The sequence below is a fragment of the Glacieibacterium arshaanense genome, from assembly GCF_004681125.1.
In the GTDB taxonomy this organism is placed as follows: Bacteria; Pseudomonadota; Alphaproteobacteria; order Sphingomonadales; family Sphingomonadaceae; genus Polymorphobacter_A; species Polymorphobacter_A arshaanense.
The window spans coordinates 222,738-236,387 of the sequence record NZ_SIHO01000001.1; the positions used below are offsets into that span (position 1 = coordinate 222,738).

Genomic DNA, 13,650 nt, shown 5'->3' on the forward strand with positions numbered 1-13,650 from the left:
ATATAATATACATTGCTTATTATATGCAATGAGATTCAGGTTTTGGCGGGGGTTCCGCTCTCCACGATGAGCAGCCGCGCGCCGCTTGCCGACACGATGATATCCCCAGCAGCGGTGTCGGCGTTGTCGAGCCGCTTGCCCGCAACTTCGGCCGCACCGGCGATTGCAGTGACGCGTGCTGCTGGGGCCTTCCAGCTGGCGCCGGCGTCGAGTTCAATCTCGTAAACCCGCACGCCGTCGCCTTCCGCCAGCCGTCGCAGGCAGCCCCCGGCGAAGCTTTCGACGCGCGGCTGCACCAGCGCCGCGTCACCAGCAAGACGGTCGACAATCTTCCGCACGCCCTGCGTTTGGCCTGCAGCGCTGACGAGTACCGCATCGGCGGTCGCGACAATGACCAGATCCTGCACACCGATGGTCGCCAGAATCGGCCCCTCACTGCGCAGCAGGCAACGCTGTGTATCGACGGCAATGACGTTGTTGCTGCTGACATTGCCATCGGCATCGGCAGGCCCGAGATCGCGCAGCGCGTCCCACGACCCGATATCCGACCAGCCCATCGCGACCGGCACCACCGCCACGCGTTCGGCGCGTTCGAAAACCGCATAGTCGATCGAATCGGCAGGACAGCCGGCAAAGATGCCCGCATCGGGGGTCACCGCGCCGGCGTCGCGTCGGGCTGCGGCAAAGGCACGCTGGCAGGCGTCACGCATCGCCGGCGCGTGTTTCGCCAATTCGTCGAGCAGCACATCGGCGCGCATCAGGAAGATGCCGCCGTTCCACACATGGCGACCTTCGGCGAGCCAGCGCGTCGCGGTCGCAATGTCGGGCTTTTCGACGAATTTCTCGACCTTGTTGACCCCGTCAGCGAGCTTTTCGCCGATTTCGATATAGCCGTAGCCTGTCGCCGGATGGTCGGGCGTGATACCGAATGTCACCAGCCAGCCGGCTTCGGCGAGTGGTAGAGCGGTGGCAACCGCGGCTTGCAAAACCTCGGGATAAGCAATGTGATGGTCCGATGGCATCACGAGCATCAGCCCCGCTGGATCGTGCTGCAGCACCTCCAGCGCCGCCAGGGCAATCGCCGGTGCCGTATTGCGTGCGACGGGCTCGAGGATCAGCGCGCCGGGTGTGGCATCGACGGCGGCGAGCTGGTCGCCAATCGTCACGGCATGTGCGGCGCTGGCGACGACCAGCGGCGGATGGAAGCGCGCCGCGTCGGCACACCGCGCGGCAGTCGCCTGCAACATCGTCGCCGCTTCGGTCAGGCTGATCAGCTGCTTGGGCATGGCCGCACGCGATACCGGCCACAGCCGCGCGCCGACGCCGCCCGACAGCAGTACAGGCCAGATACGCTTTTGGGTCATACCGTCTCCGTTGATTGACGCAGCGCCTACTTGAATGCGACACCTGCGCCAAGCAGAAGTCGCCGCACGGCGGTGCCGTCGCTGTTGCCATGCCGAGGGGGAGGACGAAGCCACCGTGTTGACCGACGTCGGACTGTTCAGTCACACCGTCGCAGCGCTGGGCTTTGGCGCGCTGGCGGTGGTGCTGCTGACCCGGCGCGCGCAGAGCGGCACCAGCCTGTGGCTGATTGCCGCGTCGCTGGTCACTATGGTCTGGGCATTGGTCGTCGTGCTTGCCGAACGTCGTGGCGGTGGCTGGCAGCTTTTGGCGTCGCCAGCCGAGACACTGCGCTCGGCGGCGTGGATCGCCTTCCTGCTGGCGGTGCTGCGGCGCAGCTGGCGGCTCGATGAGCGGCGACGCTCGACGTTTCTGATTGCCAGCCTGCTCGGCTTTGTCGTGGCGCTGCAACTGCTGCTCGATATTGTCTGGGCACTCGGCGTCGTGCCGATCGCCAACCAGCCGCTGCTCGCCTCGACGCTGGTCATCAGCCGCATGGCGATGGCAATTGCCGGACTGGTGATGCTGCACAATCTGTTCGTCAACGCCGACCCCGAAAGCCAGGGCGAAGTCCGGCTGCTGTGCATCGGTCTGGCAGGCGTTTTCGCTTATGATCTTAACTACTACACGCTGATTTTCCTGTTCGGCACACCGTCAGTCGATCTCTACAACATCCGTGGTGCTGTCGACGTCATCGTGGTGCCGTTGCTGCTGGTGTCGTCGAACCAGAACTGGGCGTCGCGCGTCCATGTCTCGCGGCAAGTGGTCTTCCATTCGTTGTCGTTCAGCATGATCGGTGTCTATCTGATCGCGATGGCGACGGCGGCCTATGGCCTGCGCCTTGTCGGCGGCGACTGGGGCCGGCTGCTGCAGATCACCTTCCTGTTTGCGATGGTGTTGCTCGCGGTAGTGGTGCTGGTGTCGCCGCGCTTCCGGGCGTGGTTGCGGGTGCTGATTGCCAAGAACTTCTTCGCCTACAAGTATGACTATCGGCAGGAGTGGCTGCGCTTCATCTCGACCGTGGCAGGCGCCGGTGCCGGGTTGGGCAGCCTGTCCGAACGCGTCATCCGCGGCGTCTGCACCGTCGTCGACTCCCCTGGCGGTGTGCTGTTCACGCTGGACGGCGAGGGCAATTATGCTGTCGCTGCGACATGGCGCTTCGACGGCTTTACCGCGGCGCCGCTGTCGGCGGACGGTGCGCTGCCCGGCTTTCTGGCCAACCGCCAGCGCATCATCGACCTTGACGAATTACGCGCCGGCAGCGGCGACTATGGCGCGGTGCGCTTGCCACCCTGGGCCGCGACCGACACGCGCGCTTGGCTGATCGTGCCGCTCACCCATCTTGAACGCCTCGAAGGCTTTCTGCTGATCGAGCGCACGCTGGTCGCGCGTGCGCTCAACTGGGAAGACTTTGACTTGTTGCGCACGCTCGGGCGCCAGGCCGCGAGCTATATCGCCGAGGCGGCAAGCCAGGAAGCGCTCGACGAGGCCGGCAAGTTCGACGAATTCAACCGGCGCTTCGCGTTCATCATGCACGACCTCAAGAATCTGGTCAGCCAATTGTCGCTGGTGGCGCGCAACGCCGAGCGCCATTCCGATAATCCGGCGTTCCGTGCTGATATGGTGGCGACGCTGCAAAGCTCGGTTGGCAAGATGAACGACCTGCTGGCGCGGCTGTCGCAGCGCGAGATCAGCAAGGGCGACGGCGTTACGGTGCTCGATGTCGACAAGCTCGTTGCCGAGGTCGTTGCGGCGAAAAAGCCCGGCTATCCGCAGCTGGAACTGACGCCGTCGGGCAAGCCGGTCGAGGTTTCCGGCGACGGCGCCCAGCTCGAGCAGATGTTCGCGCACCTGATCCAGAATGCCATCGATGCCAGCGTCGATGCGACGGCAGTCACCGTCAGCGTGGCGAGCGGCGCCGACGAAGTGGCGATTGCCGTTGCCGATCAGGGTGTCGGCATGACACCAGCGTTCCTGCGCAATGATTTGTTCCGGCCGTTTCATTCGACCAAGCCCGGCGGTTTCGGTATTGGGGCCTATGAAGCACGAACAATCGTGCGCAACATGGGCGGGCAACTTGATGTCGCCAGCACACCGGGTGAAGGGACTGTATTTACCGTGCGATTGCCGATCCATCACGCAGTCGGGAGAATAGCCTCGTGAGCGAGGACAACCTGCGTCCTAAATTGCTCGTTGTCGAAGATGACGAAGGGCTGCAGCGCCAGTTGCGCTGGGCGTATGAAGACTATGACGTGACCATTGCCGGCGACCGCGAATCGGCGATTGCGGCGCTGCACGCGATCGAGCCGCCGGTGGTGACGCTCGATCTCGGCCTGCCGCCCGACCCCGATGGCACTAGCGAGGGATTCGCGACGCTCGAGGAAATCATGGCGCTGCGCCCCAACACCAAGGTCATTGTCGCGTCGGGCCACGGAGCCCGCGAAAGCGCGCTCGGCGCCATCGCCAAGGGGGCGTTCGATTTCTACCAGAAGCCCGTCGATATCGACGAGCTCGGCCACATTGTCCGCCGCGCGATGCACGTCCACGCGCTCGAGGAGGAAAACCGCCGGCTGCAACGCGCCGCGACCGGCGAGGGCGTCGTCGGCGGCATTATCACCGGTGCGCCTGAAATGCTTAAGGTCGCGCGGATGATCGAGCGAGTCGCCAGCGCCGACGTCTCGGTGATGCTGCTTGGCGCCAGCGGTACCGGCAAGGAATTGCTCGCCAAGGGGCTGCACGACAATTCGCTGCGTGAAAAGGGCCCGTTCATCGCCATCAACTGCGCGGCGATCCCTGAAACTTTGCTCGAATCCGAACTGTTCGGCTATGAAAAGGGCGCGTTCACCGGCGCCGTCAAGTCGATGGAGGGCAAGATCGAGCGCGCCGAGGGCGGCACGCTATTCCTTGATGAAGTTGGCGATATCCCGTTGCCGCTGCAGGTCAAGCTGCTGCGCTTCCTGCAGGAACGCGTCATCGAACGCATCGGCGGCCGGCGGCCGATTCCTGTCGATGTCCGCATTATCTGCGCGACGCACCAAAACCTCGAAGCGATGATCACCGCCGGATCATTCCGTGAGGATCTCTACTATCGCCTCGCCGAAATCGTCGTGCGCATCCCGTCGCTTGCCGAACGCCAGGGCGATGCCGAACTGCTCGCGCACCACTTCCTTAGCAAGTTCGCACGCGAACATCGCCGGCAGATCAAGGGCTTTACTCCTGCCGCACTGGCGAAAATCGCCGACTGGCCGTGGCCGGGCAATGTCCGTGAACTCGAAAACCGCATCAAGCGCGCGGTCATCATGGCCGAAGGTAGCCGGCTGACTCCCGACGACCTCGATCTCGGCAGCGGCGACGAGGAAAGCACCTCACTCAACCTCAAGCGCGTCCGCGAAATCGCCGAGCGCCGCGCCATCGAGCAGGCCATCGCGCGGTCTGAAGGCAATATCTCGCTGACCGCCAAGCTGCTCGGGATCAGCCGTCCGACGCTGTATTACATGCTCAAGGACCACGGCCTCGAAGCCTGATTTCGGACGCGGCGCTGTGATTTTTGTATGCCCGCGCTTGCACTCGGCGGCGGCGCAGCCTAAGGCACACGCCGGTCGGAGCGTGGCGCAGCCTGGTAGCGCATTAGACTGGGGGTCTAAGGGTCGCAGGTTCGAATCCTGTCGCTCCGACCAGTTTCCCCCAAATCGCCAAATTCAGCGCGGCCAGGCTTCGACGGCTACCCGCCGCCGTGCGTCGCAATCGACATAGAGCGCGGTCACTTCGCTGACCCACGTCACCGCCTCACCCGCGGTCGTGAACATCCGCGGCAGTGGCGCACAGGCGATGCGGCTCTCAGCGGGCGGCGGCGACAGCGGCATTGGCGGCGTCGATACTCGCCTGCCCGATGTGCACGCCGACAGCATCAGGGCAAGCAGTGGCAGCAGCGGGACTTTGGACATAGCGGATGACCTCCTGGGCGATGGGTTTGCGGGCGTCGGCATAGCGGCGCGCACGTTCGGACGCGGCGACCAGTGCCGCCTCGCGTTGCGCGGTGCGCGTTTGTGCCTGCGCGATGGCGGCGGCAGCAGCGCGGGCGGCACGCGCCTGCCATATCTGCCGTTCGGCCAGCGCGCCGCGCTGTTCGGCCGCGTGATTGAACCAGACGAGCGCGGCTATCGCGAGCACCCCCGCCGCCAGCGGCTTCCAGTGGCGCAGCAGCGAGTCGATCAGCAGCGCGTTCATTGTGGTGCCCCGTCAGCCGGCGGCGTGGGCACGTCGGGCTCGGTGGTTTCCTTGAGCTTGGTCGCGACTGCGCCGCTGGTGTTGGCGATGCCGAGCGCACCGGCGAGCTCGGTCAAACTGACCGGCAGGCCCTTGAATGTCGCTGCCGCCGCCGTGCCGATGATCGCCAGATTTGCGAGCAGCCAGGCATGGCGCGCCAGATCGGGGGTGCTGTTGTCCTTGCCGCTGAGCAGTTGTTGCGCCCAGCGTCGCATCTGCGTGCCACTCATGCTGCGGTCCGGTACAGCGCGGCTTCGGCAGCGCGGCGGCGCGACAGGCCGGCCAGCACGACCTTGCCCTGGCGGTTCCAGCGCGCGAACTGCGCGGCTGCCCCGGTGAAATCGCCAGCGCGGTGCAGCGCCAGCAGCGTCGAGCGCGCCAGCGCGGTCGCGCCTAGATTATAAGCAAAGCTGACCAGCGCATCGAATTGCGGCTGGCTGGTGGGCGCACCTGCGACGGCGCGACCGACTTCGCGCGCCAGCGCCAGCAGCTGGTCGTTGAACACCGCATCGGCGTGCGCTTGCGTCCACACCTGCCCGATGCGGATGCGTGTGCCGTCGCTGTCGCGCGTGCTGCCCCAGCCGATGGTCGGGACGTCGTCAGGCGTCGGCAGATAGGCTTGCAACCGGCACTGTTCGAACGCCTTGATCAGCGCGATGCCGGTCGTCGACGGCATCCGGAAAGCTGCCGACGTGCGATTGGTTCGCGTGGGGGGAATGGGAATCGAAATGACGCACCTCTTCGTTCTGAGGTGGCATCATATATCCAAATTGGTTATTTATGTCAAGCGAATTCACGTTTATGGCGTTGTGCCAACTCGACATAGCCCGCTGCACCGGCGCGGTTGCGGGCAATATCATCGGGTTTCAGGTCGCGCAGATACACCGCCGGCCGCCCGGCCCACAGCTGTCCCGCCGGGATGCGCTTGCCCGGTGTCAGCAACGCGCCAGCCGCCAGCATCGCATCGGCTTCGATGACGCAGCCGTCCATAACGATCGCACCAAGCCCGACGAATGAATGATCCTCCAGCGTGCAGCCGTGGATCATCGCGAGGTGGCCGATCAGGCAGTCTTCGCCGATCACCGTGTTGAATTTGCCGCCGGTGACATGGACGACGCTGCCGTCCTGGATGTTGGTACGCGCGCCGATGGTGATGGCACCGACGTCGCCGCGCACGACGCAATTGTACCAGATGCTCGCGCGCGCCCCGATGGTCACATGGCCGATGATCCGGGCGCCGGATGCGACGAACGCATCTGCCGCGATATCCGGCGCGACGCCGTTGAAAGCTATGATGGTCATGGTCAAGAGCCTCCGGCGGGCAGGCGCGACGCCTGCACCCGATTGAAGTGAGCCCCGCAAGCGGGTGTAGGCGTCACGCCTGCCTGCCGGAGGCGTCGAACTGCGCGCGCGTGATGTAATGCGTGATGTGCGGGCGGCCGGGGTGGCCGACAGGCATCATCGGGTGGTCGAAATCGGCGCCGAGATCGCGCGTCATGCCGAGCCGTTCCATGACCCGCCACGATTCGCGGTTGGCTAGCGTAGTGATCGCGGCGATGCGGTTGACCGCCGGGTCGGCGAAGCCATGCACCAGCGCGGCGCGGGCAGCTTCGGTGGCATAGCCTTGGCCCCAGCCGTGCCGGTCGAAGCGCCAGCCGATTTCGACTTCGCCTTCGATCGGCGTGTCGGGCGCACCGTCCTTTAGCCCGCAGATGCCGAGAAATACGCCGTCGCTGCGCCGCACGATCGGCCAGAAGCAATAGCCCCGCAGCGCCAGCGCGGCTTCCTGCCGGTCGACCTGCGCATCGGTCTCCTCGCGCGACAGCGGCGCCAGAAAATGCCGCATGACATGCGCGTCGGCGTTCATCACGGTGGCCGCGTCGCGATACGCCGGCGTCCAGTTGGCGAGGATCAGCCGCTCGGTGACGATGGGCGTATAGGTCATGGCGTGGCCTCATAAACGACGTGCGGCCGCAGTGGGTCATCGGCGGCGAGCCTGGGGTGATGGAAATCGAGATCGGCCCGCCGTACCATGCCGGTGCGTTGCATGACGCGCTGCGACGGCAGGTTGGCGACCGTGGTGAAGGCGATGATGCTTTCGATGCCGAGGGCGAATCCCCAGCCAAGCGACGCCCGTGCGGCCTCGGTGGCGTACCCTTGGCCCCAAGATGCGCGTCGCAAACGCCAGCCGGCCTCGATGCTGCCCGCCGGCACAGCATCGAACCTCACCGGCAGCAGGCCGCAAAAGCCGATGAACGCACCGTCGGCCTTTTGTTCGAGCGCCCAAAAGCAAAAGCCGTGCGCCGCCTGTGCGACATTCATGCGGTCGATCGCGGCGTCACTGTCCTCGCGGCTCAGCGGCGGGCCGAGATAGCGCATCACCTCGGCGTCCCGTCCCATTTCGGCGAACGGCGCGCGGTCGCTGTCGCGCCACGGCCGGATGCGCAGCCGCGCTGTCTCGATCACGGGAACAGCGGTGCGGCTTCGAGCCCCGTCGTCTCGGGCAGGCCAAACATCAGGTTGAAGTTCTGGATGGCCTGGCCGCTCGATCCCTTCACCAGATTGTCGATTGCTGCAATGACGATGGCGCGGCCGGGCACGCGGTCGGCAAAGACGTTGAGTACGCAATGGTTCGACCCGCGCACCATCCGCGTTGCCGGCGCCACGCCTTCGGGCAGTAGATGCACGAACGGCTCGTCGATATAGCGGCCGACGAACGCTTCGCGCAGCTCGGCGACCGAGGCCTTGGTCTCGACGATCATCGTCACCAGCTCGCCGCGATTCATCGGGACCAGGTGCGGCGTGAAACTGATGATGACCGGCGCGCCGGCGCGCAAGCTCAGTTCCTGCTCGATTTCGGGCATGTGGCGGTGATGGCCGATGCCGTAAGGATGCACCGCCTCCGCCACTTCGGGAAACAAATTGGCCTCCTTCAGGCTGCGGCCAGCGCCCGACACGCCCGAAAGCGCGTTGATAGTGATGCGGTCGATGCCGATCAGCCCGGCCTCGACCAGCGGCAATAGCCCGAGCAGCACTGCGGTGGGGTAGCAGCCGGGGCAGGCGGCAATCGTCGTTTCCGCCAAGGCCATGCGCGCATATTCGGTCAGCCCATAAACCGCTCCTGGCAACAGTGCCGGTGCCGGGTGTGCGCCGCCGTACCAATCGGCATAGGTCGCAGCATCCTTGAGCCGGAAATCCGCCGACAAATCGATGATCTTCGGGCCTTTGACCTGGCTCAGCAGTTCCGCCGACGCCGCATGCGGCAGGCAGCCGAACACCGCGTCGATCCCCGCCCAGTCAATTTCCTCGGCCCGCACCAGCGCCGGCAGCCGTGGATAGGGCGCGAAATGCGGCCAGACCTGCGCCATCGTCTGCCCCGCCTTGGCATTCGCCGAAAGCGCTGCGATTTCGATGCGCGGATGCGTCAGCGCCAGCCGCACGAGATCGGCGCCGGTGTAGCCCGATGCGCCAAGCACGGCGATGCGGATAGGTTTGGTCATCCCAGCAACCGCGCGGCATCACGTGCGAAGTAGGTCAGCACGCCCGAGCAACCGGCGCGCTTGAACGCGGTCAGCGTCTCGATCATCGCCTTGTCGCGGTCGAGCACGTTCGCCGCGACCGCGGCCTCGATCATCGCGTATTCGCCGCTCACTTGGTAGGCGAACACAGGTACGTTGAAGCTGTCCTTCACGCGGCGCACGATGTCGAGATAGGGCAAGCCGGGCTTGACCATAACGCTGTCGGCACCCTCGGCCAGGTCGAGCGCCACTTCGCGCAACGCCTCGCCCGAATTGGCATAGTCCATCTGATAGGTCTTCTTGTCGCCCTTCAAATAGCCACCCGAGCCGACCGCGTCGCGGAACGGGCCGTAGAAGGCGCTGGCGTATTTGGCAGCGTACGACATGATCTGGACGTTGGTGAAGTTTTCGCCCTCGAGCGCCGCGCGGATGGCGCCGACGCGGCCGTCCATCATGTCGCTCGGCGCGATGATGTCGGCACCGGCACGCGCCTGGTTGAGCGACTGGCCGACGAGGATTTCGACGCTTTCGTCGTTCAGAATCCGCGCCTCTGCATCGAGCACGCCGTCATGGCCGTGGCTGGTATAGGGGTCGAGCGCGACATCGGTGAGCACGCCGATTTCGGGCACCGCCGCCTTGATCGCGGCAATCGCCCGGCACATCAGATTGTCGGGGTTGAGCGCCTCGCGGCCGTCATCGCTGCGCGCCGACGCGGGCGTGTTGGGGAACAGCGCGAGGCACGGGATACCCAGCGCCGCGGCTTCCTTGGCCGCTGCCGCCAGCAAATCGACCGACAGCCGTTCGACGCCGGGCATCGAGGCGATGGGTTCGCGGTTGTCGCGCCCGCCAGTGACGAACAGCGGCCAGATCAGGTCGGCCGGCGACAGGCGGTTTTCGGCGACCATGGCGCGCGACCAGGCGGCGGCACGCGTGCGGCGGAGGCGAAGGGCGGGATAGGCTGCATGAGTCATGGCTTCGACCTAGCGCCTTGCCCGGGCTTTGTCATCTGCACAGCTTTGGGCCGGCACCGACGATTCACCGCAAAGCTTCGTAATGGACGTCAACTGGCGTGCCCCTGTCATCTGGCGAACGCACACCTATATCGGGGTACAACAACAGGAGTCCGACATGGCAAACGCGCTTTACGCAGTAGTGATCGACGGCAATCAGTGGCGGATTTCGCACAACGGCCAGTTGTTCGACCGCTACCCGACCGAGGCGGCTGCCGTCGCTGCAGCCCGCACGACCGCCGAAGCTGCGGTCGCCGCCGGTTTTGATACGCGCGTCGTGGTCGAGACCGCCAACGGTGGATTCCGCGTCGAATGGAATAGCGCCGACGCCGCAGCATAACTCAAGCTCATAGGTTGACGTATGCGGCAACTGGAGGTGCCCGATTCGATTTGCTAGCCCTTTGAACCGGATGCCAGCGGTCTTGCGATAATGGCCGTAGCAGCAGGGGAGACAGGTCATGCAGCAACTCAGCGCCACAGATGCGTCGTTCGTCTATATGGAGACGCCGAATACGCCGATGCACATCGGCTCGCTGGCAATTTATGACCCATCGACGGCGCCGAACGGGCTGGTGCGCTACAAGGACATTCTGGCGCACATCGAAGCGCGGCTGCACACCGCGCGCAGCTTCCGCCAGCGACTGGTGCAGGTGCCGGGCAACCTTGATCACCCTTATTGGATCGAAGACCCCGATTTCGATCTCGAATTTCATGTTCGTCACATCGCGCTGCCGGCGCCGGGTGACTGGCGGCAATTGTGCATCCTTGCGGCGCGCATCCATGCCCGCGCGCTAGATATGTCGAAGCCGCTCTGGGAGTTCACCATCATCGAAGGTCTGGACAATATTCCCGGGCTGCCCAAGGGCAGCTTCGCGTTGCTGTCGAAGGTCCACCATGCGGCTATCGACGGCATGTCGGGCGTCGATATGACCTCGGGCATCCACAGCCTTGAGCCTGGTTCGCCGCCGCCGGCGGTTGAAAAGCCGTGGAAGCCCGACGCGCGGCCGGGTGTCGGCGAACTGCTGTTCCGCAGCTATATCAACAGCATCGGCCAGCCTCTTCGGCTGGCGCAGGTTGTCGCACAGTCGGTGCCGGGGCTGGCCAAGCTCGGTGCATCGGTGACCAAGGGCGAAGTCTCGCTGGCCGGCATGAAGGCGGCACCGCGCACACGGATCAGCGGCAAGGTCGGCGCGCACCGCGTCTTCGAGGGCCGGGCGTTCTCGCTGCGCGACGTCAAGGTCATGCGGACGCTGCTCGACGGCGCGACGGTCAATGACGTCATGCTCACCGTCGTCGGCGGGGCGTTTCACAAATACCTCGACAGCAAGGGCGAACTGCCTGCCGATCCTATGCAGGCGATGGCGCCGATTTCGGTGCGCGCCGAAGGCGAAAAGGGTGCGATGGGCAATCTGGTGTCGGCGATGATCGTGTCGCTCGGTACAGATATCGCAGATCCGGTCGAACGCCTGAAGGCAGTGCACGCATCGGCCAAGAATTCGAAGGCGATGACTAACGCCGTTGGTGCGAAAACTCTGAGCGAATATAGCAAGTTCATGCCGTCGGCGCTCGCCGGGCTGGGGGCGCGGCTTTACACGCGGCTCGGGCTGGCGAACCAGGTCGACCAGCCGTTCAACTGCGTCGTCACCAACGTGCCGGGGCCGCGCGTGCCGCTGTATATGGCTGGCGCGCGGCTGGTCGTGCAGATGGGCACCGGGCCGATCTTCGACGGCATGGGGATGATCCTGCCAGTCTACAGCTACGGCGATACCATCGCGATTTCATTCACCTCCGACCGCAACATGATTCCCGACCCGCAGTTCTTTGCCGACTGCCTGCAGGCGTCGTTCGACGAACTGCTGGCCGCCGCGCAGAACCCCGACGCATCGCTTGCGGCGGCGGCCAAGCCTGCACCGGCGAAGGCGGCTGCCAGGAAGCCGGCAGCCAAGAAAGCTGCGCCCAAAAAGGCTGCGGCAACCGCGCCGAAGACCGCTTCGGCGAAACCGGGTATCACCGGGCCGCGCAAGCCGACATTCAAGCCGGGCAAGGATATCAACTGACCATGGCCGCACCCGCCGCCAATCCATTCACGCAGGTTCGCGCCAACGGGCTGGCGTTTGCCGTCGATGACCGCGGGCCGCGCGATGCGCCGGTCATCCTGCTCGTCATGGGGCTGGGGACGCAGGCTATTGCCTGGCCCGAACCGCTGATCGACGGCCTGCTGGCGCAAGGCTTCCGCGTCATCCGCTACGACAACCGCGATATCGGCGAATCAACGCATCTGCACGCGACACCGGCGCCGCATCCTTTGCTCTATCTTGCCGGCGCCAAGATCGGGCTGCGGCCGCGCATTGCCTATCAGCTGTCGGATATGGCCGATGACGCGGTGGCCTTGCTCGATGCGCTGGGCATTGCCGATGTGCATATCGTCGGCGCGTCGATGGGCGGCATGATTTCGCAGCTGGTGGCGGTGCAGCACCCGACGCGCGTGCGCAGCCTGACGTCGATCATGTCGTCGAGCGGGGCGCGTGACCTGCCGGGGCCGAACGGCGATATCCGCAAGCGCCTGCTCAGCCGGCCGGCAAAGACTGCCAGCCGCGAAGCCAAGATTGCCGCCTCGGTCGAAACCATCAAGCTGATTGCCTATCCCGACCCGCTGCGTTCGGATGCCGAGGTCAAGGCGATGGCGGCAGCCGCAATTGATCGCGGCTACAACCCGATGGGCGCACGCCGACAGTTGCTGGCGATCATCGCTGACGGCAGCCGCGTCGAGCGCCTCAAGTCGGTGACTGCGCCGACTTTGGTCATCCACGGCGCCGCCGACAAGCTGGTGCCGCTGGCATGCGGCATCCACACTGCCGCGAGCATCCCCGGTGCGCGGCTGGAGATCATCGAGAAAATGGCGCATGATCTGCCGCCCGGCGAAGTCCAACACATGGTAGCGCTGATTGCCGGCCATGCGCATCAGGCCGATGCCGCCATCCGGCAGCCGCAGGCCGCGCAATAGGTTTCAAGTCCGTACAGTTCGCGTATTCATCCCGACATAACAGGAGCAGATCATGGCAGACGACAAGAGCATGGCCGACCGCATCATCGAACCCGTCAAAAAGGCCGGTGAGCAAGTCCGCGCCGCCGGTGAAAAAATGATGGAAAACAGCGCATCGGTGAACCGCAAGGTTCTCGACCATGCCGAAAAGAATGCCATGGAGGCTTTCGCTGCGATGCGTGCGGCATCCTCAGCCGAAAACCTAAAGCAGGTCATGGAAATTCAGGCCAGCTTCGTCCGCGAGCAGGCGGCACGCAGTGTCGAACAGGCCCGCGAAGTCGGCGAGCTGATCGCCAGCTTCGGTCGCGCGGCAATCGAGCCGCTGACCGGCAAGAAGGGCAAGTAGCGCGAGGGGGGCAGGGCTGATTGGTCCTGCCGCCTTGATTGACAATTTGCGCCAAATAGGTTATAT

At 65.0% G+C, this 13,650-nt stretch carries 15 protein-coding genes and 1 tRNA gene; 7 read left to right on the forward strand and 9 right to left on the reverse strand.

The genetic code is table 11. The features are described from left to right. Positions 1 to 35: 35 nt before the first annotated feature. The gene (locus EUV02_RS01010; RefSeq protein ID WP_135244369.1) at positions 36 to 1,364 is read right to left on the reverse strand and encodes a mannose-1-phosphate guanylyltransferase/mannose-6-phosphate isomerase; all 1,329 of its coding nucleotides are present in this window, start codon (positions 1,362 to 1,364) and stop codon (positions 36 to 38) included. A 115-nt stretch (positions 1,365 to 1,479) separates the two neighbouring features. Here EUV02_RS01010 and prsK point away from each other — a divergent pair, with 115 nt between their 5' ends. From prsK to EUV02_RS01025, 3 genes are all read left to right on the forward strand, one after another. Continuing rightward, complete coding sequence (gene prsK / locus EUV02_RS01015) at positions 1,480 to 3,564, forward strand: XrtA/PEP-CTERM system histidine kinase PrsK (RefSeq protein ID WP_166430448.1); 2,085 nt, start codon at positions 1,480 to 1,482, stop codon at positions 3,562 to 3,564. After that, on the forward strand, positions 3,561 to 4,925 hold the full coding sequence (gene prsR / locus EUV02_RS01020; protein ID WP_135244371.1) for a PEP-CTERM-box response regulator transcription factor: 1,365 nt from the start codon (positions 3,561 to 3,563) through the stop codon (positions 4,923 to 4,925). The genes prsK and prsR overlap by 4 nt, the downstream gene beginning before the upstream one ends. A gap of 76 nt (positions 4,926 to 5,001) precedes the next feature. Continuing rightward, positions 5,002 to 5,078: transfer RNA gene (locus EUV02_RS01025), tRNA-Pro, on the forward strand. Positions 5,079 to 5,238: 160 nt separating this feature from the next. Here the strand turns inward: EUV02_RS01025 and EUV02_RS01030 are convergent. From EUV02_RS01030 to hemB, 8 genes are all read right to left on the reverse strand, one after another. Next, complete coding sequence (locus EUV02_RS01030; protein WP_135244372.1) at positions 5,239 to 5,628, reverse strand: hypothetical protein; 390 nt, start codon at positions 5,626 to 5,628, stop codon at positions 5,239 to 5,241. After that, on the reverse strand, positions 5,625 to 5,897 hold the full coding sequence (locus EUV02_RS01035) for a hypothetical protein (RefSeq protein ID WP_135244373.1): 273 nt from the start codon (positions 5,895 to 5,897) through the stop codon (positions 5,625 to 5,627). The genes EUV02_RS01030 and EUV02_RS01035 overlap by 4 nt, the downstream gene beginning before the upstream one ends. Continuing rightward, on the reverse strand, positions 5,894 to 6,343 hold the full coding sequence (locus tag EUV02_RS01040) for a lysozyme (RefSeq protein ID WP_135244374.1): 450 nt from the start codon (positions 6,341 to 6,343) through the stop codon (positions 5,894 to 5,896). The genes EUV02_RS01035 and EUV02_RS01040 overlap by 4 nt, the downstream gene beginning before the upstream one ends. Positions 6,344 to 6,450: 107 nt before the next feature. After that, positions 6,451 to 6,969 carry a gamma carbonic anhydrase family protein gene (locus EUV02_RS01045; RefSeq protein WP_135244375.1) on the reverse strand — a complete coding sequence of 173 codons (519 nt, stop codon included), beginning with the start codon at positions 6,967 to 6,969 and terminating at the stop codon, positions 6,451 to 6,453. A gap of 73 nt (positions 6,970 to 7,042) precedes the next feature. After that, positions 7,043 to 7,612, reverse strand: coding sequence for a GNAT family N-acetyltransferase (locus EUV02_RS01050; RefSeq protein ID WP_135244376.1), 570 nt, complete (start codon positions 7,610 to 7,612; stop codon positions 7,043 to 7,045). Further along, positions 7,609 to 8,133, reverse strand: a complete 525-nt coding sequence (locus EUV02_RS01055; protein WP_135244377.1) for a GNAT family N-acetyltransferase — start codon at positions 8,131 to 8,133, stop codon at positions 7,609 to 7,611. Before EUV02_RS01055 ends, EUV02_RS01050 begins: the two co-directional genes overlap by 4 nt. Further along, positions 8,130 to 9,167 (reverse strand): N-acetyl-gamma-glutamyl-phosphate reductase, encoded by a 1,038-nt coding sequence (gene argC / locus EUV02_RS01060; RefSeq protein WP_135244378.1) that lies wholly within the window; start codon positions 9,165 to 9,167, stop codon positions 8,130 to 8,132. The genes EUV02_RS01055 and argC overlap by 4 nt, the downstream gene beginning before the upstream one ends. Then, on the reverse strand, positions 9,164 to 10,156 hold the full coding sequence (hemB, locus tag EUV02_RS01065; protein WP_135244379.1) for a porphobilinogen synthase: 993 nt from the start codon (positions 10,154 to 10,156) through the stop codon (positions 9,164 to 9,166). Before hemB ends, argC begins: the two co-directional genes overlap by 4 nt. 157 nt (positions 10,157 to 10,313) lie before the next feature. Here hemB and EUV02_RS01070 point away from each other — a divergent pair, with 157 nt between their 5' ends. The 4 genes from EUV02_RS01070 (at position 10,314) to EUV02_RS01085 (ending at position 13,584) form a co-directional block, all read left to right on the forward strand. Next, positions 10,314 to 10,535, forward strand: coding sequence for a DUF2188 domain-containing protein (locus tag EUV02_RS01070; RefSeq protein WP_135244380.1), 222 nt, complete (start codon positions 10,314 to 10,316; stop codon positions 10,533 to 10,535). A gap of 118 nt (positions 10,536 to 10,653) precedes the next feature. Next, positions 10,654 to 12,252 carry a WS/DGAT/MGAT family O-acyltransferase gene (locus tag EUV02_RS01075; RefSeq protein WP_135244381.1) on the forward strand — a complete coding sequence of 533 codons (1,599 nt, stop codon included), beginning with the start codon at positions 10,654 to 10,656 and terminating at the stop codon, positions 12,250 to 12,252. A gap of 2 nt (positions 12,253 to 12,254) precedes the next feature. Continuing rightward, entirely contained in the window at positions 12,255 to 13,199 is a 945-nt protein-coding gene (locus EUV02_RS01080; protein WP_135244382.1) for an alpha/beta fold hydrolase, read from the forward strand. 52 nt (positions 13,200 to 13,251) lie between these two features. Further along, the gene (locus EUV02_RS01085) at positions 13,252 to 13,584 is read left to right on the forward strand and encodes a phasin family protein (RefSeq protein WP_135244383.1); all 333 of its coding nucleotides are present in this window, start codon (positions 13,252 to 13,254) and stop codon (positions 13,582 to 13,584) included. Positions 13,585 to 13,650: the final 66 nt, after the last annotated feature.